19 protein-coding genes and 1 pseudogene are annotated in these 23,449 nt (G+C 49.3%); 14 read left to right on the forward strand and 6 right to left on the reverse strand.

Features of this window, described 5'->3' with window-relative positions; genetic code table 11:
• Positions 1 to 52 precede the first annotated feature (52 nt).
• Positions 53 to 1,285 carry a methanogenesis marker 16 metalloprotein gene (locus tag OU421_RS06015; RefSeq protein ID WP_268187708.1) on the reverse strand — a complete coding sequence of 411 codons (1,233 nt, stop codon included), beginning with the start codon at positions 1,283 to 1,285 and terminating at the stop codon, positions 53 to 55.
• A gap of 293 nt (positions 1,286 to 1,578) precedes the next feature.
• On the opposite strand from OU421_RS06015, the gene OU421_RS06020 reads away from it, so the two are divergent.
• Together OU421_RS06020 and OU421_RS06025 are read left to right on the forward strand one after the other, a co-directional pair.
• On the forward strand, positions 1,579 to 2,052 hold the full coding sequence (locus OU421_RS06020) for a universal stress protein (protein ID WP_268187709.1): 474 nt from the start codon (positions 1,579 to 1,581) through the stop codon (positions 2,050 to 2,052).
• A 324-nt stretch (positions 2,053 to 2,376) separates the two neighbouring features.
• Positions 2,377 to 4,452 (forward strand): sodium-translocating pyrophosphatase, encoded by a 2,076-nt coding sequence (locus OU421_RS06025; protein ID WP_268187710.1) that lies wholly within the window; start codon positions 2,377 to 2,379, stop codon positions 4,450 to 4,452.
• A gap of 1,050 nt (positions 4,453 to 5,502) precedes the next feature.
• Here the strand turns inward: OU421_RS06025 and OU421_RS06030 are convergent.
• The 3 genes and pseudogenes from OU421_RS06030 to OU421_RS06040 all read right to left on the reverse strand — a co-directional run bounded on the left by OU421_RS06030 (position 5,503) and on the right by OU421_RS06040 (position 8,168).
• A complete protein-coding gene (locus tag OU421_RS06030) occupies positions 5,503 to 6,204 on the reverse strand; it encodes a metal-dependent hydrolase (RefSeq protein WP_268187711.1) in 702 nt (233 codons plus the stop codon).
• Between the two features lie 263 nt (positions 6,205 to 6,467).
• Entirely contained in the window at positions 6,468 to 6,956 is a 489-nt protein-coding gene (locus tag OU421_RS06035) for a MogA/MoaB family molybdenum cofactor biosynthesis protein (protein ID WP_268187712.1), read from the reverse strand.
• A 360-nt stretch (positions 6,957 to 7,316) separates the two neighbouring features.
• Positions 7,317 to 8,168, reverse strand: a pseudogene (locus tag OU421_RS06040) (IS5 family transposase).
• 432 nt (positions 8,169 to 8,600) lie between these two features.
• Between OU421_RS06040 and OU421_RS06045 the strand changes: the two are divergent.
• The 10 genes from OU421_RS06045 (at position 8,601) to pdxT (ending at position 17,817) form a co-directional block, all read left to right on the forward strand.
• The gene (locus OU421_RS06045) at positions 8,601 to 8,852 is read left to right on the forward strand and encodes a hypothetical protein (RefSeq protein WP_268187714.1); all 252 of its coding nucleotides are present in this window, start codon (positions 8,601 to 8,603) and stop codon (positions 8,850 to 8,852) included.
• A gap of 1,313 nt (positions 8,853 to 10,165) precedes the next feature.
• Positions 10,166 to 11,512: an ORC1-type DNA replication protein gene (locus OU421_RS06050; RefSeq protein ID WP_268187715.1), complete on the forward strand. Its 1,347-nt coding sequence runs from the start codon at positions 10,166 to 10,168 to the stop codon at positions 11,510 to 11,512.
• Positions 11,513 to 11,520: 8 nt separating this feature from the next.
• Positions 11,521 to 12,012: an Lrp/AsnC family transcriptional regulator gene (locus tag OU421_RS06055; RefSeq protein WP_268187716.1), complete on the forward strand. Its 492-nt coding sequence runs from the start codon at positions 11,521 to 11,523 to the stop codon at positions 12,010 to 12,012.
• 9 nt (positions 12,013 to 12,021) lie between these two features.
• Positions 12,022 to 13,179 carry an aminotransferase class I/II-fold pyridoxal phosphate-dependent enzyme gene (locus OU421_RS06060; RefSeq protein ID WP_268187717.1) on the forward strand — a complete coding sequence of 386 codons (1,158 nt, stop codon included), beginning with the start codon at positions 12,022 to 12,024 and terminating at the stop codon, positions 13,177 to 13,179.
• A gap of 396 nt (positions 13,180 to 13,575) precedes the next feature.
• A complete protein-coding gene (locus OU421_RS06065; protein WP_268187718.1) occupies positions 13,576 to 14,577 on the forward strand; it encodes an adenylosuccinate synthetase in 1,002 nt (333 codons plus the stop codon).
• A gap of 6 nt (positions 14,578 to 14,583) precedes the next feature.
• Positions 14,584 to 14,787, forward strand: coding sequence for a Trm112 family protein (locus tag OU421_RS06070; RefSeq protein WP_268187719.1), 204 nt, complete (start codon positions 14,584 to 14,586; stop codon positions 14,785 to 14,787).
• 26 nt (positions 14,788 to 14,813) lie between these two features.
• Positions 14,814 to 15,356 (forward strand): DUF7524 family protein, encoded by a 543-nt coding sequence (locus OU421_RS06075; RefSeq protein WP_268187720.1) that lies wholly within the window; start codon positions 14,814 to 14,816, stop codon positions 15,354 to 15,356.
• Positions 15,338 to 16,261, forward strand: a complete 924-nt coding sequence (gene cbiB, locus OU421_RS06080) for an adenosylcobinamide-phosphate synthase CbiB (RefSeq protein ID WP_268187721.1) — start codon at positions 15,338 to 15,340, stop codon at positions 16,259 to 16,261. The genes OU421_RS06075 and cbiB overlap by 19 nt, the downstream gene beginning before the upstream one ends.
• 76 nt (positions 16,262 to 16,337) lie before the next feature.
• Complete coding sequence (pdxS, locus tag OU421_RS06085; RefSeq protein ID WP_268187722.1) at positions 16,338 to 17,234, forward strand: pyridoxal 5'-phosphate synthase lyase subunit PdxS; 897 nt, start codon at positions 16,338 to 16,340, stop codon at positions 17,232 to 17,234.
• Positions 17,224 to 17,817, forward strand: coding sequence for a pyridoxal 5'-phosphate synthase glutaminase subunit PdxT (gene pdxT / locus OU421_RS06090; RefSeq protein WP_268187724.1), 594 nt, complete (start codon positions 17,224 to 17,226; stop codon positions 17,815 to 17,817). The genes pdxS and pdxT overlap by 11 nt, the downstream gene beginning before the upstream one ends.
• A 68-nt stretch (positions 17,818 to 17,885) precedes the next feature.
• Here pdxT and OU421_RS06095 read toward each other — a convergent pair whose 3' ends face one another.
• Positions 17,886 to 20,024, reverse strand: a complete 2,139-nt coding sequence (locus OU421_RS06095) for a sensor histidine kinase (protein WP_268187725.1) — start codon at positions 20,022 to 20,024, stop codon at positions 17,886 to 17,888.
• A gap of 194 nt (positions 20,025 to 20,218) precedes the next feature.
• Here OU421_RS06095 and OU421_RS06100 point away from each other — a divergent pair, with 194 nt between their 5' ends.
• The gene (locus tag OU421_RS06100; protein WP_268187726.1) at positions 20,219 to 21,448 is read left to right on the forward strand and encodes a sensor histidine kinase; all 1,230 of its coding nucleotides are present in this window, start codon (positions 20,219 to 20,221) and stop codon (positions 21,446 to 21,448) included.
• Position 21,449: 1 nt separating this feature from the next.
• Positions 21,450 to 21,833: a response regulator gene (locus tag OU421_RS06105; protein ID WP_268187727.1), complete on the forward strand. Its 384-nt coding sequence runs from the start codon at positions 21,450 to 21,452 to the stop codon at positions 21,831 to 21,833.
• A 322-nt stretch (positions 21,834 to 22,155) separates the two neighbouring features.
• On the opposite strand, the gene OU421_RS06110 is transcribed toward OU421_RS06105, so the two are convergent.
• The gene (locus tag OU421_RS06110; protein WP_268187728.1) at positions 22,156 to 23,241 is read right to left on the reverse strand and encodes a DMT family transporter; all 1,086 of its coding nucleotides are present in this window, start codon (positions 23,239 to 23,241) and stop codon (positions 22,156 to 22,158) included.
• Positions 23,242 to 23,449 lie beyond the last annotated feature (208 nt).

The raw sequence follows: 23,449 nt of genomic DNA on the forward strand, positions 1-23,449 counted from the left end.
GCTATCGATGAAAGGAAGAGATACTGACGATGAATACGACAGAATAGGGCATTCATATCTGGAACTCCCCCCTGATAAGCTGGTCCTTCAGATAGTCACAGAGCGCCTCCGCCCGTGAGCGATCCGACTGCCGGAGCACAACGGGCGCAGTTGCGCCGCTGTCATCTTTTAGATGCAAAGCACCTGTCGCCATTGTATAGACCCCGTTCACGCAGCTCTGTACACACGTCCCGCAGGAGACACAGCGGGAATGCATGATGCCGCCGCCCATCATGATCGCCCGCGTCGGGCAGGCTTCAGCGGCAGAGCATGTCCCGCAGAATAGACAACGGAGCGGGTCCACCTGCACCATGCGGTCGGTTCCCTGCCAGACATCCGCATACGTAGCGGCCGAGAAGGGGAGACGATCGGAAATATCAGCTACCGGGAGGGGGATCTGATCATCTGTTACTGAAAGACAGGCGATGTCCCCTGCGGTGAGAACGGGTAGGGCGACAGCAATCGAGGTGAGGCATTCAGGGCCGTGAGCTGTCACAAATCCGCCCAGATATTCAGGATCCATCGCACTAAGCTCGGCGGAGGCGGCGATGCAGCGGTGTTCTGGTGTGCTTCGGGTGCCTTCCCCAATCACGATCCCTGAAGCACCGTTTAAAAGGAGCGGTGTGCCCGGCCGCATATGGGTAAGGGAGGGATCGTTTTCGACCGGGTTAACCTCTCCACATCCGGAGACAGTTGCTGCACTCATGTTGCCTTCGAAAGGAAAAACCGAGAAGATGGTGCGGACGGGATCAGGCCCGCGGTTCACAAATGCAGTATAATTGCGGAAACAACTGCGAGTAGTGACAATGCGGGCACCGGATAGATCCTCGATATATATTTCGGTTTCAAAGGTCATTTCTCCGGCCTGGGCCATCACTTCGACCTCTCTGCCGTCCACAATGTCCCGGAAGAGGTGGCCGCCTCCATAGGTCTCGGATGCAGCAGCGGTGCCATAGACGATGAGGTCAACGGTGCCCAGCCGTTCATTCGGGCAGGGTCCAGGGAAGGTCGGGACACCATTTAGGGTGACTGCATCCGCCCGGAGAAATGCACCGGGCTCTGCAACAGGGACCGTAAGAACAGCAGTGGTTCCGGACATGATCCCAAAAGTGCCGGTGGTTACGACATCCACCTCATCTTCGGTAGGAATATCTCCCTTTCGCACCCGTTCCTTCATCTCCATCGCCGTCCAGACAGTGGCCTCCCCCTCGATCAGCCGCTTCCGGACATCCTGCATCGTCTTCATTGTGCGCTTTTCTCCGTATGGATACTTATATTATTCTCTTTTTGAACTCTCCATGGTTTTTTTGCCGTATGGGATTCATCAAAGGAATGGTATCGGCCTTCTCTTCAGGAGAACAGAGCATCCCCCCGGTTTCGCCCGTTTCGTGGTCAAAAAATCTTTCTGCACTTCATTCCGCCTGAAAAATAGGGGATTGATGATACATCTTTTTTACCTGCCAGACTGAACATCTCTATCAGGAAGATTCATGATGATACACAAGGTAATACCGCATACACTATCCAGGAGGATCTGACATGCTCTTTGAAACCGTCTGCCTCGCAACCGACTTCTCCCCTGTCTCAGCGCGGGCAGCGGACTATGTTCTCCGCCTCACGGAAGCCGGATGCAGGAAGGTTGTGCTCCTGCATGTAGTCAATATTGCAAAAGAGCAGATCGTTATCAGTGAACCGCCCGGCCTGGACGCTGATTCCGCAACAGCCTATGAAGACACCATCCGTGAGCGACTCCATCAGACAAACCAGCAGGAGATGACAGATACCGTCGCTCGTTTCCGCGATGCGGGACTCGCAGTCGAGACGGTGATCTTAAGTGGTAACCCTGCAGACGAGATCGTGCGGGTTGCAGACAGCCGTGAAGCCTCGCTTATTGTGGTGGGTGCCCACGGCAGAACAGGGCTTAAACAGGCATTCCTGGGATCGGTATCCGCTGAAGTGATCCGGCGGGCCCGTCAGCCGGTGCTCGTTGTGCGAGGATCTGAGTCGCAGTGACAAAAAAAATTTAATTAATAATCTTTTCCCCAACAAAGCAGCCCACATTTCCGATTTCACTTCTTCAGAGTATGGAAAAAGCATCGGTAAACCCCTCACAATTCTATGCCCCGTGAACAAACGCTCGTGTACCACAGATCATCCTCATGACAATACGGTTGACAGAGGAAAAATCAACCAATTCCATCCCATCGAAATACATCTCACACCTCCAAAGACAAAAACCGCCCTATTCTTTTTTTATATAGAGAACCCTAATCTCTATGGAATCGGAAACCCGTTTGGTTTTGTGCCTGAAACCACAAAGGGGGATTTGAATAAACCATGGATTCACTCGTCTATCTGGCACCACTGTGTGCCCTGATTGCACTTCTCTTTGCAGGACTGTCCTTTAAAAAGGTCCAGTCCGAAGGAGAAGGCAGTGAGCTCATCAAGAAGCTCACAACCGTGATACACAAAAGTGCGATGGTGTACTTAAACACCCAGTACAAGTATATCGCGGTCTTTGTAGTTGTACTTGCGATCATCCTGACCGTACTTATCAGCCCGTTAACCGCGATCTGTTTCATCATCGGAGCGGTTCTCTCCGCAACCGCCGGTTACATCGGTATGTTCACGGCAACCTCCGCAAACGGCCGCACAGCACACGCTGCGACCCGTGGTATTGCTGATGCATTCCGTGTCTCCTTTGCATCCGGTACCGTCATGGGAATGTCAGTTGTCGGTCTTGGCCTCTTTGGTCTCTCCGCAGCATTTATCGGCGTATCCTCCCTGATGGACGGTGCTAACATTTATGACATCGTCAATGTGGTTGCAGGATTCTCCCTTGGTGCAAGTTCCATTGCACTCTTCGCCCGTGTCGGTGGCGGTATCTTCACGAAAGCCGCAGACGTCGGTGCTGACCTCGTCGGTAAGGTCGAGGCAGGTATTCCCGAAGATGACCCCAGAAACCCTGCAGTTATTGCAGACAATGTCGGTGACAACGTCGGTGACATCGCCGGTATGGGTGCTGACCTCTATGAGTCCTATGTCGGCTCAATCATCTCCACCATGCTTCTCGCTGCTGCAGCAATTCTTGCCATCAGCAAGGGTGGCGACATCAGCCTGATTCTCGGCATCGACTCCACCGCAGCCCTCAGCGGCATGCCGGAGTATAACCTCGTCGTTCTCCCGATGGTAATCGCTGCAGTCGGTATCATCTGTGCCATCATCGGTTCGTTCTTTGTGCGGACCAACAAGACCGAGTCCTCCGCGATTCACATGGCATTCAACATGGGTCTTGTGGCAGCACTTGTTCTCGTTGTCGCAGCAACCTACTTCATCGCAACCATGCTTCTCGGAAGCTATGGATTCGGTGTCTTCGTTGCCTGTGTTGCAGGTCTTGTTGCAGGGTTCCTGATTGGACAGGTCACTGAGTACTACACCTCCTACGAACGCAAACCCACCCAGACCATCGCAAACTCCTGTGAAACAGGTGCTGCGACAAACATCATTACCGGGTTTGCAAAGGGTATGGAGTCCACACTCATCCCGACACTACTGATTGGAATTGCCATCTACCTCGCATTCACCTTCGCAGGTCTCTACGGTATTGCAATCGCTGCAGTCGGTATGCTCGCAACGCTTGGTATCTCCCTTGCAGTCGATGCATACGGCCCTGTCGCTGACAATGCAGGCGGTATTGCAGAGATGAGCCACCAGCCGGAGTCTGTCCGTGAGATCACCGACACCCTTGATGCTGTCGGAAACACCACCGCAGCCATCGGTAAGGGATTTGCAATCGGATCCGCCGCACTGACCGCACTCGCACTCTTCGCTTCCTACGGTATCGCCGTGAACCTCGAAGCAATCGATGTCATGGAGCCTCCTGTCTTCATTGGTCTTCTTATTGGTGCAATGCTTCCGTTCCTCTTCTCGTCCATGACGATGATGGCGGTCGGACGTGCAGCATATGCAATCGTCATTGAAGTGCGCCGTCAGTTCAAGGAGATGAAGGGCCTCATGGAAGGTACCACAGAACCGGACTACACAAAATGTATCTCCATCTCCACCTCATCCGCACTGCGTGAGATGATCCTGCCAGGTGTCATCGCTATCGCTGCACCGGTCCTCGTCGGTATTGTTCTCGGCAAGGACGCTCTTGGCGGTCTTCTCGTCGGTTCACTCGGAGCCGGTTTCATGCTCGCAATCACCATGGCAAACGCCGGTGGTGCATGGGACAATGCAAAGAAGTACATTGAGATGGGCCACCTCGGCGGCAAGGGATCTGACTCCCACAAGGCTGCTGTCACCGGTGACACCGTCGGTGATCCGTTCAAGGACACCTCCGGCCCTGCCATCAACATTCTCCTGAAGCTGATGAGCATCGTCGCAGTGGTCTTTGCACCACTTTTCCTCTAATTTTATTTTTTTAACGGGTGCGCACTGAGTGAGAGGGCAATATCCAACCTGGCGCGTGCTGTCTCTTTCACTGTGATCGTTCTCTCTTTCTGTCACTCCTTTTTCTACAGTGATTATTTCCGAAAAATCTCCATTCTCTTTCGTGTCTTTACCGTTTTTCACCCACCCCTTGTCACTTTCCCTCCTCACATGAGAAATATACAGAGGGCGGCATGATGCACCCCTGATGGTCACTTCATTCTCGATTCATGCCGGAAAAAGACCAGAGAGAAAAAGGCGACAATTAGGAAGAAAACAGAAAAAGATTGTTGAGATCCTGTCAGACCGGTTCACCACTCGTCCTGAAATCCCACATTGTACGGGCACTGTACTTTGCGTCGCCAATATCGGTTCTACCGTTCCAGCGGATGTCTGTTTCAAATACATCGGTTTCACTGTAGGTGTGGACCGGATTCTGATCTGGTCAATTAGTGCCGTCCCCAAAAGTTCACAGCCCTGCATTCTCATCTCAGCGGAAGAGAGCAATGAAGAAGACAAGTAGCAGAGGTACACCTACCTGCGGCGTTACAGTGAATTCCAGAACAGGAGTGTCCCATATAGCTGCTGAACTGTCTGTAAGGATGCCAAGCAGTTTGCTCTGCAGGAAGCATGGTAGCGGGAACTTCGACTTTGTCGATTTCGTTGACTACTGCAGCATCATGGCTCATCCCTTCCAGACACGGACGAGTGGTTTGTTTATCAGTTCAGATCCGTTGAGCTGAATATGATACTAAAGGTGAAGCAGAACTCACCATGGGTGACGAACCTTCCCCTTTTAGGTTATATTCCTCATATCTTCTGCCGCGGCAGTTGTCGGAATGACTAAGCGCAAGAGAGGAAGAACTGAAAGTTTCACTGTTTGGCGATTATCGTTTACACTCTGAACTACACAAACTATATTATTATATACTCTTTTTTTTTGATTTTTTACAATAATTGGCCCTTGAATGTGATATTTAAGATAATTTTGTTTTTTACAAAAAAGAGCGTTTCAGCATAGCAAAGACTCCGTCACAGTAAGTCATTTAACCTGCACCAAACGGGGGGGTGATATGAGACAAGCAGGAAGGCAACCCCTCCCAGCAGAAACGAGATCGCACAGATGGCAATACTCTGAAACTCTGAGTATATCAGAAATCCAGCAAAGATGTTAGCTACAAGCATCGCGATCACTGCCATTCCTGCAAAAGTGAGAAAAATTCCGGCCACTGCTGCTGCTCCCCGGAAGAGACGGGTGTTTCCGTTCCTCCAAGCCTGAAAAAGGCAAATAAACAGCAGAACCGCCATAGAAATCACCAGCAGTTCAGAGGGCGAGGAAAACTCAAGGCTAAACATGTTCTGAAAATATAACGGGTGGTATTGTGGCGAAAACCAACCCAGAAACGGCCAGAACCAGCTCCGTGGTTCAGCCCACATCGCATCAGCGAGCTGATGGGAGAGAATGCCTGCTGCAATAAAAAGAAGGCCGGGATGACGCCATTTTGCAAAAATAACGAGCCCTAAAAGAACCACAAGGGCACATATGGTCAGGCTATGGAAAAAGATCCGCCCGTTATCAAGGCTTGTGAGGACCAAGTGCCCGATTGGTTTATCTATGATGTCGGGGAGAAGGCTGCCTACGGCACAGTATATAAGAGCCCGGCAGTCCCTTGTGAGATACAACAGGAAGATACCGAGCGAAATACCGATTAGGAGGTGGACTGCCGGAAGCATAAATTGGTTTCCCCGTGTACTGATGCCATATTGCTCTGTTACCTCACCTTTATTCTTACTCTTTGATTTTTTTTCGTGCTGTTAATTTATCATTTAATGTACAAATTCTGCCCCGCCGGAGGATGAGGGGATGGGGCTCCGTTAACAGCAAAATTTCCGCTATCTTCTACATTCCTGAAAAGTAAGAATTATGAGAATTCAAATTCCTGTCCTTCAAATTTCATTTTCTACACAGGGACTCTCTTTCACTCTCCGAACGGTTGTTACTTGTTTGCATGAGTAACGATATGGCGCATCTCAGGGAGAATTAACTTCACCATCGCAAGACGGACAGCGGATGTAGAGCCGGGGATACAGAATACTGCACGCTGTTCAATGATGCCTGCCGCTGCACGCGAGAGAAGGACCCGCGTACCAACGTCCTCATAACTGAGCATACGGAATATTTCGCCAAATCCGTCCAGTGTCTTCTCAAAGAGGGGGGCTACAGCCTCAATCGTGCAGTCATCATGGGTAATGCCCGTACCACCGTTGATAATAATGCAGCTTGCTAATGGCAGGGCCTTGCGCAGGGCGTCACGAATGGCGACAATGTCGTCCGGCACGACCTGATAGAACGCAACCGGGATATCAGCGGTCTCACTGAGCTCCTTAATAACTGCTCCCGAGACATCCTCTTCGGCGGTTCGGGATGTCGAAACGGTGATCACTGCGGTCTGAAGACTTACATCACTGAGATGAGAGGTGTCCATACCAATGATGATTGCACTATACCCTCTTCAGAATACCGGTTGATTTACTCACCCGCATTGTGATTCATAGTGATTCATTCTTTATTTAGAGGATAGGTAAGGGCATGCGCTTCGCTACGTTGTTAAACAGACGCTAGCAACTACTCTCAGTCAGTTCTTCCCGATGTTTCCAACAATCCGCCGGTAATTATTCATCTCCACGTAATTGGAGCGAATCGTTAAGAGCGCATGAAAATATCTACTTCCATATAGAAACAGAGGAAATCCTTTCCTATCCATATGGCATTATTAGGCCACATACAATGAGAAGTGCAGGGAAAAGAAAAAATTTTGGCTCTGTAGAAAACCTTCATCTAATTTTTAAAGAGTCATATTATGGAGAACCATTCTGATCTTGATTTCTTTAATTTGGTTGTAATATTTTCTCGATCGAACCGTGTCCCCATATCTTCTCTTAAGAATGGAAAAGACTGTTTCAACCATATTCCTTTGACCATATTTTTCCTGATCAAAATTCTCAAACATCTCCATCCGATATTTTCCAGAGTAAACCTGTCCACCCCATTCACGAACCGGGATTACAGATTCAGCTCCAATAATCTCCCTAATGTATTTGTGGATTTCTTCAGAATCGTATCATTTATCCATTGTAAAGCATGCAGATGATGTTATCCTCTGGACCTGATTTATCAGTGATTTTGCATGTTGTGAGTCATGTATTGGCAACTTCGAAAACTTCCAGGCCAAGATTGTCATTCTGTCTGAATCCACAGCAATTGATGCCTTGATGAAACTTTTTCGTGTTTTATTGATCCTTTTCGAATAGTAGTGGCTTGCATAGGAGCTGGTAAACCCAGTTGCATCAATTGATGTAATTTTGATCTTCTCACCCTTTTGATGCAATATTCGAATCACACATTTCAGAATGATTTTTAGTGAGATGGATGGAATTCGCGTCAAAAATTTTTGGAGAGTAGTAAAATGGGGCACGTCATTCAGTTCAAGCACTTCTTGTATTGGGGTCAAAACCTGCATTAATTCAGTAAAATCTCGATAATCCATCCCCATTTCTTCCTTCAAAATTATCATGGCCAAAAGTTGGTGTTGGGTATATTTCTTCTTTGAAAATTTGGAAGAATGAAGAGGGATATGAGAATTTTTGATAACGCTGAGAGAGGTTTTCACAAGATTGATGTTCCTGTTCTCAGACATTACTTAAGGAACTTCGCTCTTTATTTGTGGTTAAATATAGGCTGGAGTTCCTGTACGATTGATCTTTCGGTCGCTATTTTTCTATAGGATTTCTACAAGGCCAAAATTTTTAAGATTATCTGCAGGAACGAAAAATTTTGAATAGAAAAAAAATGAATCGAAGATCATTTTTCAGGAACAAAAAATTTAGGGACAAAATAACTTTTTACGAAACGAAAGGACGGGAACCAAATCGAAGATCAATTGTTAGGAACGAAAATTTTTGAAAGTCACAAGCGGAACTGGAAGAGTATGCAAAGGTGACCTTTTTTTCCGGAAGATCTCTGAAAGAACCTCTTGGATAAAGGAGGAATAATTTTAGAAATAACAGCGATATAATAGCAAAACATAATATATTTGCTTAAAATTATTAATTATAATACTATTCTCAGAATGAAAATCAGAAAAAGATATTTTGGAGAGAATTTGGAATCAACATTACAGGGAGTGGTTCTATTTTCTCCCCTAAAAGAAAACTTATTTAAAAATTTTGTCATTTGTCTAATAAATATAGATCAAAGAACTAGAGGAAGATCTGGAAAGGAAAAGAAGTGGAATGAGATCAGCAGGACAAATCTACAAAGTCCTATATTTTACCATGGAAAAATAATCTTTGATTGGAAATTAGGATCATATTTTGATTAAATCTCTCAATTGCATTTTGGCTTTTTAATTTTTTGAACGGATGCCCTTTTCTTCCAGTGGAATGATCATTTTAGGGTGTAATCTGAGAGAAAATATTAGTGGATTTATCTCCAATACAGTGGTAAAAAAGAAAAATAGCATATTTTTGGCAAGAAAATTGATACTATACTATCAATTATAACCAAAAGGAAAAAAAGGATTGTTCAATATTCTTTTTTATAGTATCAAAATGGGGGAGACACCCCTTTGTTTCCATTGGAGAGTAGATTTTTTCTACACCTCATTGGGAAAATGTCAGACGAATTTCCGTTGCTTTTTTTCATTTTCACTTCTTTTTGTCAGTTAGATTCATCGGTGTTTAATTTTGTACTCTGACTACCGATTTCAAACATTGATGTACAATAATGAAGTACTTTATATAGAAAGAAAAAGAGATCATTCATTGACTTTTCTCCTAGTACGATTAAAACCATGTTTGGTTTTCTCGGACACAGAATTTTGTGTTCCAGTAGAAATAAAGGGGTGTGGGGGAAAAGGCTCCAAAAAAATTGTACTTTCTCAGATAAAAAAAGAAATTTTTTGATTGAATCTAAAATTAAGCTGAGATAAGACTATTTTTTTGAATATTTATGTATAACCCATGTTCCAGTGGAAATGAAGGGGTGTTAATGACATTTTTAAGCCTGAAAAAAAAGAAATTATTCTGAAGGACGCAATATAGCTGTTTTTATCAGAAAAAAACGTATTTTCTGAATGAGATGTAAAAAAATAAAAAATTTAGAGAACTGAATCAAAAAAAGAAAAAAAATATAATTTTTCGTGCGGCAGCTCTGACAAATGAAGAATAAAGATTGCCATCTTTCCATCACTCTTGTTCGGTTGATCCCTTGAACATACTTTCCCAACAGGCAGTTCAGATGTAATTTTACTGTCCTCAGATTGTCCAGATGATTAGTAGATATCTGCTATCTATCCGGTTCAGATAATTAGATAGACCTGTTCAAAATGGTGATCAACATGGAGTGACACTGATCAAACAGAATAATTTCCAATATCTTATTTGGTTGTTCCCGACATTCTTCAGATTGTTCTTCATTTTTTCACACGTTGTTTAATTTGCTCTCTTCTTGCCTTTCTTCACAATTTCTCCAATATATTTCTCCTGCGTTTTTTCCTGCCCTTTGTTATCATTTCTTTTTATCCCTCCTCATGGGAAACATCCTCTGACAAATCAATTCAGATACTTTTAGTATGGCTGGCATCTACATACATACATCCAATGGAAATACCACATATGGAGGTGACGGATTCGAATGGGGGAAAATCATGAGACATCTCATCATATATATGAAGACCGAGCAGGGGAACGGGATTCAGCCGAAGAGGATAATAGCTCTTCAATAGGCCTTTTTCAGAAATATCTCACAGATAAATCGATTTTTAAAAACCGGGAAGTGCTCCGGCATTCATACCGGCCCCATATACTTCCACACCGGAAAGAGCAGATGGATACCATCGCATCCATCCTCGCGCCGTCCATCCGGAATGAAACACCGTCCAACATTCTGATTTACGGGAAGACCGGAACCGGGAAGACAGCTTCTGTCCGGTATGTTGGGGCGGAACTTGAGAAGGCGTGCGTATCGGTGGGGGTGGAATGCAATGTTGTACACCTCAACTGTGAGATCATCGATACCCAGTACCGGGTGTTTGCTCAAATAGCGACGCTTCTGGAAGACGATGAGGGTCGTTCGTCTGACCGACCCCGTTCGACAATCCCGATGACCGGGTGGCCAACTGATCAGGTTTACGTCGAGCTGAAAAATCTCATAGAAGCAATCGGTGGTGTCCATATTGTTGTGCTTGACGAGATCGACAAACTGGTTAAAAAATCCGGTGATGAGACTCTCTACAATCTCTCACGCATAAACTCTGAACTGAAAAACGCGAAGGTCTGTATCGTGGGCATTTCCAATGATCTGCTCTTCACGAGTTTTCTGGACCATCGGGTTCTATCATCCCTTTCTGAAGAGGAAATCGTTTTCCCGCCGTATAATGCCCCTCAGCTGGTGGATATTCTTCAACAGCGTGCTGATTTTGCGTTTAATGAAGGGGTTCTCGATGAGAGTGTGATCCCCCTCTGTGCGGCACTTGCCGCTCAGGAACACGGAGATGCCCGTCGGGCGCTTGATCTTCTGCGGGTTTCGGGTGAGCTTACTGAACGTGAGAATTCAGAGGTTGTTACCGAAAAGCAGGTTCGTGCTGCCCGAAACAAGATTGAGGCTGACAGTCTGATTGAGTGTGTCAAGACACTTCCTACTCAGTCAAAGGCTGTACTCTATGCGATGCTCCTCTTTCCCGAGATGAATAAACAGGTCTTTACTTCGGGAGAAGTAGTGCAGGTCTATCGCGATGTTGCCCAGGCACTTGACCTTGATATCCTTACCCATCGGCGTATCACTGATCTTATCTCAGAACTAGATATGCTCGGTGTTATCAAGGCACGTCTCGTTTCGCGCGGACGTTACGGGCGGACAAAAGAGATGTGGTTTGGTGCCGGAACGAAACGAATCCTTGAGACCCTTCAGCAGGAGGGGCGTTTTTCAGACGAACGGCTGAATCAGATTGATATATCCCGCTATATAACATTATTCCGGTGAACAAAATCATGGACGCCAAAGACTGGCTGCTCCTTCGTATTCTCGAAGAAGACAGCGCACAGGAGCTGCGTGAGGTGGCGGACCTTGCAGGGCTAAGTGAGGCTGAGGTTGAAGATCGTGTCCGTACCATGGAAGATGAGGGCATCATCCGTGGATATTGCGCGAGCATAGACTGGGAGAAAGCAGGTGAAGGAGTAGCAGCGGCGACCGTGAATCTGAAAGTAAACCCTGAACGCGACGTCGGATATGACCGTATTGCCGCTCGCATCGCCCGGTTCCCGCAGGTCAGTTCTCTGCGCCTTATCAGTGGAGAATATGATTTTGAACTTCGCGTGACCGGTCGCAATATTCAGGAAATAACCCGGTTTGTTTCAGAGCAGATTGCTCCGATGGAACAGATCAGGGAGACCGCCACAATTCTTGTCATGAAGACTTACAAAGAGAGCGGCAGAATATTATACGACAGGAAAGAGGGAGAGAGGCTCCCGTTCTCATTTTAGGGTGTAATAATGAGAGATTTTATTTCACAGCGAACTCACAGGATTCCGCCGTCCGGTATCCGCCGGTTCTTTGATATTGTACAGGAGATGGATGATGTCATCTCCCTCGGCGTGGGCGAACCCGACTATGCGACCCCGTGGGTTGCCTGTGAGGCGGGCATCGCCTCTGTTGAACAGGGCCAGACGTCGTACACATCAAACAGCGGTCTCCCCGAGTTGCGCACCGAGGTGTCACGATACCTTTCAAAACGCTTTGGCATCCAGTACCATCCTGAGGATGAGATGATCGTCACAACCGGCGCATCAGAAGCACTCGACATCGCAATACGGGCTGTTACCGATCCGGGTGACGAGATCCTCATCGCCGATCCCTCCTACGTATCTTACTCTCCGGGAGTTATTCTCTCTGACGGCGTCCCGGTCCTGGTTCCCTGCCGGATGGAGGACGAATTCCGGCTGACCCCGGATGCCCTGATGGAGAAGATCACGCCGAAGTCAAAGGCGGTCATCTGCAACTTCCCGAACAACCCGTCCGGGGGAGTGATGTCACGGGAGGATTACCGTGGTATCGCGGATGTAATCTGTGACCACGACCTCCTCCTGATATCAGACGAGATCTATACAGAGATGACTTACGATGGTGAGATGACAAGTGCAGTCCAGGCGGATGGTCTCCGGGAACGTACAATTCTCATCAATGGCTTTTCAAAGGCATATGCGATGACCGGTTGGCGGGTCGCCTATCTCTGCGCCCCAAAAAATCTCTGCGAAGCCGCTCTGAAGATTCATCAGTATGTGATGCTCTCGGCACCGACCATGAGTCAGTATGCGGCAGTTGGCGCCCTGAGGAATGCGGACCATGACCGCGAGGAGATGGTGACTGAGTACCAGATGCGCCGCAACCTCTTCGTGCGGGGCTTAAACCGTATCGGTCTCACCTGCCACCTCCCCCGCGGGGCGTTCTATGCATTTCCCTCCATTAAGGATTTTGGAATTTCTGACGTTGAATTTGCAGAAAGGCTTCTAAAGGAGCAGCATGTGGCAGTGGTTCCTGGCAGTGTCTTTGGCCCGTCCGGGGAGGGGCACCTACGCTGCGCCTACGCTGTCTCCCGCGATGACCTGCGTGAAGCCGTCAACCGGATTGAGAAATTTATCACTTCCCTGTGAGGGGAAATCATCCATTTGCTTTCCCCCCTTTTCCTTAGGAATTTTATATCCCGTTACATATTGAAATGAGGGTTTCGGGTGCTTGTTACCCCTTCATTTCCAGTGGAAATCCGATGTTGCATGCGAACGTTCAAAATAGATAATCTTACCCGGATCGGTATTCTGGTTTCTGACACCCGTGAAGGGTATTGCGTGTCGATGCGGTGATCCCTTCGGGCACATTAGAAGAGCGGAGATGGTGTTGCAATTTCTTCCGATGCATATCATAAAGAATTTCGATCCGTTTCTACCCCTTCATTTCCAGTGGAAACCACTTTTGATTCAGTTCAACTGTTTTTTACATACCCTATTGTAAGATTTATGTCCTCACTGTACCAATGACTATCTGATTGAATAATGAGCTGCACAATCATCGTCGGTGGGTTTTTTGGAGATGAAGGGAAGGGCAAAATTGTTGCCCATGTCGCCCATAAGGACAAACCGTCCATCATCTCCCGGGGAGGAGTCGGTCCGAATGCCGGCCACACAGTGAAAGTAGGAGAGCAAGAATATGGCGTCAGGATGATCCCATCGGGGTTTGTTTATCCAGACGCCCGTCTTTTTATCGGTACAGGCGTGCTCGTTGATCCACGGGTTCTGAAACAGGAGATCGAGTATGTCGGAGTAGAGGGTCGGGTATTCATCGACGGGCGCTGTTCGATTATTGAAGAGCAACATATCGAGCGCGATCGTGCTGACGATCACCTCTCTAAGACCATCGGCTCCACCGGAACCGGGTGTGGTCCTGCAAATGTCGATCGGGTCCAGCGGGTTGCAACACAGGCAAAGGACGTGCCTGAACTTGCACAATATGTTATCGATGCCGCCCAAGAGGTTAATGATGCCTTAGATCGCGGCGAAACGGTAATTCTGGAAGGGACACAGGGATTTGGCATCTCCCTCTACTTCGGAACGTATCCCTTTGTTACCTCCAAGGACACCTCGGCATCCCAGATTGCTGCGGACAATGGTGTCGGGCCAACCCGTATCGATGATGTCATCGTTGTCTTCAAGGCTTACCCGACACGGGTCGGTGAAGGTCCTTTCGGAACTGAGATGACCAAAGAAGAGTCCCACGCCCTTGGTATTGAGGAGTTTGGCACTGTCACCCATCGCGAACGGCGTATCGGTGGTTGGGACGGCAAGATGGCCCGGTACTCTGCGATGATCAACGGCTGCACCATTGCGGCCATCACCGGCATCGACAACGTCGATGAGGCATGCTACGGAGCGACCGAGTACAGCCAACTGACCGAGAAGGCACTTGCTTTCATTCGGCAGGCAGAAGAGGATATCGGTGTACCCGTTAAACTCATCTCAACCGGACCCGAGATGACCCAGATAATCGATATCCGGTGAACGGATATGAAGACAGAAACAATTGAGATCCTCTGCTGCCCGGTCTGCAGGGGGGATCTTGAGTTGATTGCGACTGAAACGGCGGAAACAGAAGAGGCGATCACTGACGTCGTTACCGGCATCCTACGGTGTGGAGCATGCGGCATCGATTATCCGATTGTTGAAGGGATTCCTAACCTTCTTGTCCCCGGGAAGAAACCGGAGCAGTAATATTCATAAAAGAGGAGTGAAGTATAGTGGCAGGCATCTGTGAAATTCATCTGAACAGGCGGCAGATAAACGCGGTTGATGTACCCCAGAAGACCACGGTTGTCCCGGGGAATGACCTCGTGGTTCGGTTCGTCAACCATGGTTCACCAATCCACCTGACGCTGAAGGCCATCAATGCCTCCTCGTTCACTGACTTTTTTCATGCAAATATCTATGTCCCGGATAGTGAGGATTTCCCTATCCCCATCAGGGAATATGCACCTTCCGGTGAATTCTCCCTCCAGGTGATCGTCGGCTATGGGACAAAGAATGAGGAGACGGAAATTGAAGTTCTGCGCCCGGAGGTTGAGGAAAGATTCACAGAAAGCCCTGATCTTCCTGATCTTGAGGATGATAGGAGGAGTAGCGGCTCGCTTTCACCGGGCGGCATCCTCCCGGTTCTCCTCACCATTGGTCTCTCGCTGCTTCTCTATATTTTGTGGTTTATGGAAGGAGAGATCATCTATAACTACATCGCCTATGTCCTCCTTTTCCTCGGTGTCATTGCTGCATGGTTCTCGAACCGGTAATTATCCTCTGGGCGGCCCTCGCGGCTGACCGTGCCGCAGGAGATCCGCCAAACCAGTGGCATCCGACCGCCTGGCTGGGGAGGCTTATCGGATGGTGGGGAGTCCCCGGGCGGTTTTCCGCGACAGCAGAACGCCTGTATGGCGCTATATGTTGTATCGGAACGATTATTCTCTTTTCTCTGCCGTTCTATCTTGTATCACGACTGTTACCACCGCTTTTTTATTTTGTGGCAGGGTTTTTCCTCCTCTCCCTAACCATCGGCTGGCGGTCTCTCGAGGAGCATGTTGAGGCTGTTGAGAACGGACTTTCTGCAGGCGGCGGCAGGGAGGAGGTGCAGATGCTTGTCTCGCGCAGAACCGCTGAACTGTCCGATGAAGAGGTGCGCTCTGCAGCCTATGAGTCGATGGCAGAGAATCTTACAGACGCAATTATTGGTCCGCTCTTCTGGTTTACCCTCATTGGCCTTGTGGGGGCCGCCGCATTCAGGGCGACAAATACGATGGACGCGATGCTTGGCTATTGTGACCACCGGCGGTTTATCGGCTGGTTTCCGGCCCGCCTGGATGATCTACTCTGCTACCTTCCTGCACGGTTCGCGGGTATCTGTCTTCTCTTATGGTTTTTGCCTTTCGGGCGGGCCGGTGCCGCATGGCGGTGTATGCACCGCGATGGACACCTGCGTCCGGGCTATAACGGCGGCATCACAATGGCACTTATTGCCGGCGGAACGGGAACCGCCTTTGTAAAACCGGGTGTCTATACCATTGGAGATGGAGAAAGGAGCCTCTTGGACGGTGGGCCTGCGATCGTATCTGCAGTCCGCGGGGCGACTGTCATCGCTGCCATTATCTGCACTTTCGCGCTCTGTGTGGCTGGTGTCATCATTCCCCAAATTTTCCCCTGAAAGGAGGCCCCGCACCACCAAGGCGGTATGTCCCCGACCATGTATTTATTCGGTTACACGACAAGACGTACAGACAATGAAACTTGAAGAGCTCAGGTTCGGGACTGAACTCGTGAAGCGCGGCTTTGCTGCAATGCAGAAAGGCGGCGTCATCATGGATGTTGTGAATGCAGAACAGGCAGCCATCGCAGAAGAGGCGGGCGCTGTTGCCGTGATGGCACTCGAGCGTGTCCCCGCTGACATTCGTAAGGCAGGCGGGGTTGCCAGGATGGCGGATCCGGCCAAGGTCGCAGAAATAATCGAGGCTGTTTCCATCCCGGTGATGGGAAAGGCGCGTATCGGGCACTTTGTCGAAGCGCAGGTTCTGGAATCACTGGGTGTTGACATGATTGACGAGTCAGAGGTACTGACACCGGCAGACGAGGACTACCACATCGAAAAGACCGCATTCACCGTACCCTTCGTATGTGGTGCGCGTAATCTTGGTGAGGCATGCCGCCGTATCAACGAGGGTGCTGCGATGATTCGGACCAAAGGTGAGGCTGGCACCGGCAATGTAGTTGAGGCTGTCAGGCACATGCGGGCCATAACCTCTGAAATTCACGAGCTGCAGGGCATGAACGATATTGAGATCGCCGCCCGGGCACGGGCCATTGAGGCTCCGTATGAGGTTATGAAGGATTGCGCCGAACGCGGCCGTCTTCCGGTTGTCAATTTCTCCGCAGGTGGTATTGCAACACCATGTGATGCGGCGATGATGATGCAGCTTGGCTGTGACGGTGTCTTTGTGGGTTCCGGCATCTTCAAGTCAGAGACACCCGCAGAGATGGCAGTGGCCATCGTTGAAGCGGTCAACAACTATGACGATGCATCCGTCATTGCTGAGGTCTCCCGTGGCCTTGGTGACCCGATGCGGGGTCTTGATATCCATACCCTGCCGGAAAATGAGGTGCTCCGGTTCCGTGGGAATTAAAATTGGGGTTTGTGCCCTGCAGGGTGATGTTTCCGAGCATATAAGGGCGTTTGAAGCTGCCCTCTCTCTTCTGGGGGAGGGGGGTGATGTTTTCCCTTTCCGGAAAGCAGCGGATATCCCGCTCTGTGATGCGATTGTGCTCCCGGGCGGGGAGTCCACAACAATATCCCATCTGCTAAAAAAAAATAATATGTACGGCCCGCTCCGTACATTCAAAGGAGGCATCTTTGCAACCTGTGCCGGTCTGGTGCTTATTGGCCGTGAAGTTGATGATCCGCGGGTCGAACCACTGGGCATCATGGACATCGCGGTCGGGAGAAATGCGTTTGGCCGCCAGCGCGATTCGTGCGAAATGGCGGTAACAATAGCTGGTGATGATCAGCCATTCTGTGGGTACTTCATACGGGCGCCGGTCATTGTCTCGGTCGGACCGGAAGCGACACCACTCTGCTACGCCGACCATATTGTCGGGGCTGTTCAGGGCCCGCATATGGGCCTCTCCTTCCATCCCGAACTGGGTGGAGACCTCCGTCTTCACCTACTCTTTCTGGAACGGCTGCGTGCATACGCAACTGCACCATAGTCCAATATAAGCAGGTGCTGGCGATGGACCTTCCCCTTCCTTTTTTTGGTCCACGCTAAACAGGGATGTCAATGATGGTTTATTGCCGTCCGTGGGATATGGAAGGTAAACGCACCACCTGGTCTGCTGGTCTCGATTTCTATCGTGCCGCGCATCTGACGGGTGAGGACATTAATGAGTTTGATGCCCAGCGAGTCGAGCCTGGCAATGTCAAAATCAGCGGGCAGGCCACATCCGTCATCCCTGACCGATAGGATGTACTCTTCGTCCGTCTCAGTCAGTTCAATTGTGATTTTTCCCTCTTTCTTCCCTTTAAATGCGTGTTTAAGCGAGTTTGAGATGAGTTCGTTAACGATAAGTCCGCATGGGAGTGCGGTGTCGATGTCCATTACGTGGACGGTGATTCCCAACTCCACCGCGATATTTGTATCGAGGGAGTAAGAGGCAATTACCTCGGATGAGAGGTTTCTGAGGTACCCGGCCGGGTCAATGGATGCGAGATTCTCCGACTGATAGAGGGATTCATGCACCAATGCCATGGATTTAATCCGGTTCTGGCTTTCACGGAGTCGTTCCAGGCTCTCGGGGTCTGAGATCTTGTCTGACTGCAGGGAGATCAGAGACGATATGACCTGCATATTATTCTTGACGCGGTGGTGCACCTCCTTCAGGAGTACCTCCTTCTCCTGCAGCGAACGCCGCAGTTCATCCTCTGCCCTCTTCCGCGAGGAAATATCAAGGATTGAAGCCACATAGTGGTCTGTTTCGGGAATCGCCGACGTCCATATGATCACGTCCCTGTATGTCTTGTCCCGGAGCTGAAACTGTACTTCATACTCCCGTGGCTGCATTGCATTCATTCCGCCCGCATCGATCTCCGGAGGCCACCGGATAGCCGGGTGCGCCGATTCTTCACCCTTTTTTCCGGGTATCTGCTCTCTTTCAGGAATGAAATCATACCACCTCATCCGATTCTCCACTTCGGCCTTGGTGTATCCGCTGAGGCGTTCAAATCTGGTATTGATGAGGGTCAGGATCCCCTCCCTCGTTAAAATTGCGGTTGCTGCACCGCCAACCTCAAAGAGGGTTCGGTAATTTGCTTCAGAGAGGCGGATCTCCTCCTGCATCCTCCGCGCTTCCGTGACGTCGTCAGCGGAATAGAGCACCGACGTGACAAGGCCGTTTTCATCCCGGAGCGCGGTGAAATGTCCGGCAATAAGCCTCTCGCCCTTTGTGGTCAGGATCGGGTATTCAAAAGAATCGTTTTCCACCCGTTTTCCGGTGAGTATTCTGTTAAATTTGTTACGTTCCTCTTCCCGAATTATTTCCGGGAGGAAGGACGAGAACCAGTCTTTGCCGATAATCAACTCTTCAGTCGTTCCCAGCACTTCGTCTGCCCGTCGGTTTGCGAGCGCAATGGTGTGGTTTGCCTTTACCACAAAGAGCATCACACCTGCGGTGTTGAGATATGTTTGTGAGCGCAGGCGTTCCTGTTCACGTTCCTTCTCGGCAATTTTTCTGGCAGTGATATCAGTCACCGTAAGGACAACCGATTTGCCGTATCCACTACCCACTGAGAGCAGTACTACGACCTCTTCCCCATTTCTGCGGAGAAGCCGCGTCTCCACGTCTGAAGCAGACCGGACATCTGAAATGGCAGAGAAAAACGCCTCCATTTCGTTTCCATCCTTCCAGATTTGGCTGAGATGTGCTCCCTGCAATTCTCCCGGTGAATAAACAAGCATTCGTTCAAGGCGGCTGTTCACTTCACGGATGACAAGCCCCGGGTACTCGATGAGAAGGATTCCCGCCTGTGAGGTGGAAAAAATCGCTTCATATCGGGCTTTTTCTTTGTTTAATTCTCCTGAAAGGAGGGATATTGCAACACCTGCACCTACAAGCACAATTGAATTGACAAAGACGAGATATGGTTCTGCGAGCAGCCTGATGAAAGGGTAGTGCAGGACCATATTAAGGATCCCGACAATGAGTGAGAATGAAATTCCTCGTTCAGGATAGCGGTAGGCTACAAATATGATGGGGATGAGAAAGAGGTATGGCGTCAGATTGGTGATCCCGATGGAAATTCCATAGAGAATGATCGCAACCGATATGATACTGAATGTGAGGATGACGGCAACCCAGAAATTCAGGTGCCACCAACTATCTTCCGCGGTATATATCCTGGGCTTTTCGGTATCCTCCATATATACCCATTGATTTTCTCATATTAAATGCACGTGATATTTTCATATGTCCGGGACGGCACTATGCTAGGATAATCATCGACAGTATGGTCCGTTTCCGATAAAAATGCAATAAAAAATACAATAGTGCCTATCAAAAGAGAACACCATTATATAGCAGGAGCAAATATACTAACGCGTACGGAGCAAACAGCATGGCGCTTGAAATTGATGAGAGTAAACGGGAGCTTTCAAGGGTAAAAGAGCTTCTGAAGAATGAACCCCGGGGGCTTTCTATAACTGATATTTCACGGATTCTCAATATGAACCGGAATTCGGTATCAAAGTACCTTAATATGCTTCTCGTCTCCGGGCATGTTGATATGCGGTCTGTTGGGGTAGCAAAGGTCTATTTCCTATCGCAGCGGGTACCCATCTCTGCAATGCTTGACTTCTCTTCTGACTGCATTATTGTTCTGGATGCAGACCTGAGGATTGTGCAGCTCAATGACAACTATGTTGATTTCTCCGGTTACACGCGGGAGGAACTTATTGGCACCTCGATTCTGGATCGTGACCTTCCGGTGTTAACCGATGCAATTGACCCGCATATCTTCGAGGAGGTGCTCCGCGGGCAGGACCTGTCTCGTGAACTCTGGTGGGAAGCGGAAGGTGAGGAATTCTCATTTTTAATCAAGATGATCCCAACGGTCTTTGATGATGGGCAGCCGGGCGCCACGGTTATTCTCGAGAATATTACAGATCTGAAACGCACAGAACAGGATCTGAAGTTAGCACTAGCAGAGAAAGATCAGCTCCTAACGGAGATTCACCAGCGTATAAGGAATAATCTCCAGGTTATTTCCAGTCTCATCAATCTCCAGACCACGGAGGTCAAGGACCCGGATGCACAGCGGATTGTCCAGCAGACACAGAGTAGGATTGAGGCTCTTGCCTTAGTCCACGATAATCTCCATGACTCGCCGGATCACATGCATATTGGGGTGGAAGAGTATGTTAATGAGTTGGTTGAGTCCCTCTTTGTTACATACCGGGTGCCTGGGGAGCAGATTCAGTATTCTGTCAACGCCCCGGGTGTCGTGATTGGCCTCGATACAGCCGTCTCGTTTGGCATCATCATCTCCGAGTTGGTTACCAATGCGATTAAACATGCCTTCCCGGATGGACGTGAAGGCCATATCGCCCTCACGATTGTGAAGGATGATAGCAACCGTGTTGTTGTATCGGTAAAAGACAATGGAATCGGTATCCATGACAGGTATCGTTCAGGTGAGGAGCGCTCCATTGGCCTGATGCTTGTATCTACACTGGTTGACCGCCAACTGAACGGGACGATGGAGATCTCCAATACGAACGGCACCAGTTATATGATCCAGTTTATTGAACGGGAAGAGGCGCCAGGTTCATTGTCGAAGGAGTATTGATATGGAAAAAAACCTGCGGGTACTGGTTGTTGAAGACGATGCGATCATCGGGATGGATATTGAGCACCGGGTAAAGAAACTTGGGTATGAGGTGTGTGGTGTGGCGGACACTGCAGCAGAAGCGCTCGAAATTGCCTCCAGTAAAAAACCGGACATCGCACTTATGGACATCCGTTTGAGAGGAGAGGTGGATGGTATAGAGGCGGCCCGGATGCTGAGGGATCAGCTCTCGGTTCCGGTGATCTTTATCACTGCCTACTCGGATATGAAGATGCGGTCACGTGCGCTGGATATTGATCCGCTGGGCTATATTGTAAAACCGCTTCGGGAAGTGGAACTGAGAAAGACTCTGGAAGCGGCAGAAGAGAAGGTCCGGGCCGGGTAGTGAGGGAAGGCAAAGCGGGATGAAAGACGGGTGGCATGATCCTCCGGATGTGTGAGTCCCCAGCCTGATTATTTTTGATTCGTTTGCTAGCTGAGCTCGGGCTTTGTGTCTGTCCTAGGCGCTAACTGCGGTACGAAATGGCTTTGTTGCTGAACGAAGATACCAGAACCTTAATTGCACCGCCTTATGGTATACAAAACCTGTGTTGTATAGTGTGCTCGCAGCTAACAGGTTAAGATATACCATTCTCAGTGCATCCCATAGGGCTGATCCAAAGATTTCTGGTTTCCGAATTCTTTGGGGGGGTGAAAGTGAGGGAAGTTCAATGTTTATGCCGGTGATGCAGGTCCGGCCGGTGGGGATGTTCATGCTCCGTCGGTTTATGCCAGTGGGGATGTGAATGATACCCCTCTTTATTCACCGGCGGCGCCTCCGGGCCGTGGATGTGGTCGTCGTGGTGCAGGTCGTCATGGGTATGACGATGGGAATGGCGCAGTGCGTCATGGGTGTGGCGGTGCGAATGCTTCTCTGACACAAGAAGCCACGTGCCTGTTGCCATAAAGATGAATGCGATGATAAATCCCGCCTCGGGAAGTTCACGGAATATAAGGAGTGAGACAATGACACCGAATACCGGGTTTGTCGAGAAGATGGCACCGGCCCTTGCCGCCCCGAGCACACGGAGAGACCGGAGGAAACAGATCGTCATAATCCCGCCGAAACCAAGAATGCCCACGGCCATACCGGCGAAAATAAGGGGCAGGTCTGGATAGGGTTGTCCAAGAACGAGGGTGATTGCCGTAAGTGTGACACCACCGGAGAGTCCTTTAATTGCGACCAGCTGGATCGGGTCCTTTCCGGATACATTGCGGGAGATATTGGTGTCAGTGCCCCAGAGAAAACAGGTGAGAATGACACCCAGGGCGCCAACGGAAAAGCCAAGCGGACTTGTCGGGTCCCAGGCAAGAATCAGACAGGAGGCGGTGATACAGGTGAGAGCCAGCCATACACGGCGACCTACGGGTTCATGGAAGACGAGAGCGGCCACCATCGTCGTTGCGACCGCCTCAAATCCCAGGAGAACGGCTGCAGTCGCAGCAGAGGTGTACTGCAGGGAGACCATCAGCACCAATGTCGCAAGGACGGATCCGGAGAGGACAGACCCGGCAATCCACGGCAGGTCCCGTCGTTCGACCGGGGCCTCGCGGGTATGGTTTTCCGTGAAGAATGTTTTGCGCACGAGCCAGAAAGCGGCAAAGAATATCCCGCTTCCCATATAGAGCAAAGAGGCGAGCGTGACGGGTGCAATATTCATGAGGAGCAGCTTGGTGAGCGGTGCGGCAGACCCAAAAAAGAACGCTGCTGCAAGAATATAAAGCACACCGCGGGTGCCCTCACTGATTGTCATTACCGAATGATTGCACCTGCCGGACGAAAATACCGGTGCAACAGGATTAACAAGCAGGGACCTTGGTAACAGGATGAATTTATATCAGTGGTTCTCCTGTTCTATCCGCGCACAATTTAGATTGCATTACGCTTCGCCATTCTGAATGGTATTTATAATTAATTCATGGGTTCGAGCAATCATATATATGAATATCTGAATGCTAATG

This window comes from Methanogenium organophilum (genome assembly GCF_026684035.1).
GTDB classification, from domain to species: Archaea; Halobacteriota; Methanomicrobia; order Methanomicrobiales; family Methanomicrobiaceae; genus Methanogenium; species Methanogenium organophilum.